Genomic DNA, 757 nt, shown 5'->3' with positions numbered 1-757 from the left:
AATCTGGCTATTGCCTGAAGCTGTGGCTTGGTCTTCACCTTTTAGGTCCTGCATCCACGCAGGGCTAACGTGCCATGCATCTTCAAGGTTCAGACTGGCATTGTCATAGTGTTCACTGTGCTTTTGGGTGCCTTGTACGCTGCCACTGCCTTCTTCTTGTTGTAACGCATCGGCTTGCCAGCGTTGGATATGAACCGACGTCGGCTGTAGGCTTCGTTCAGCTTTAACTTGAGTAATGGTATCGAACTGTTCTGTCGCACTGCTGCGTTGGTAGCGTAAGTTACGGCGTTCGAGAGCTTTATAATTCTGATTTTCATCAATTAAACGTAGCACTTGTGGTTGAATGGAAGCATTCGGATCAGCGACTAAAAGCTGAGATTCATCGACCAACCAGTTAATACCTTCACTACGCCATAGACGGGTTAAAAAGTCATAATCGCTTTCATTGGACTGCATCACAAATGGACGCACATCATAGTCTTTCGTTAAGCCAGATGTGTCGAGCGTTAGACTCGAGGCAAATAATGGACTTTTCCCCTGCCATTCCTTAAATAGAATTTCGCTAATATCGCGCACGCTTTTATTCATAAACACGCGGCTATTGCGGCGTTTATGCCAAAGTGCGGTTGGGTCTTTTAAGGTTAAGTTATAAATGGTAAGTGAGCCATCACTTTGCCCTTGGCTCGCTTCGGTAATAATACCTGTTGTTCTAAAGAACTGGCCTGTATCGGTCACCTGATCGACAGCAACCTGACAT

The 757-nt window shown here is 45.8% G+C and carries 1 protein-coding gene; it reads right to left on the bottom strand.

What is annotated here, in order from left to right; all coding sequences use genetic code 11:
• The coding region (locus UC75_RS22120) for a phage late control D family protein (RefSeq protein WP_228137448.1) at positions 1-757 on the bottom strand (757 nt) is incomplete at both ends.

Origin of the sequence: Acinetobacter sp. V2, from assembly GCF_001188385.1 — a bacterium.
GTDB classification, from domain to species: Bacteria; Pseudomonadota; Gammaproteobacteria; order Pseudomonadales; family Moraxellaceae; genus Acinetobacter; species Acinetobacter oleivorans.
This window is presented reverse-complemented; position numbering and strand designations above follow the sequence as displayed.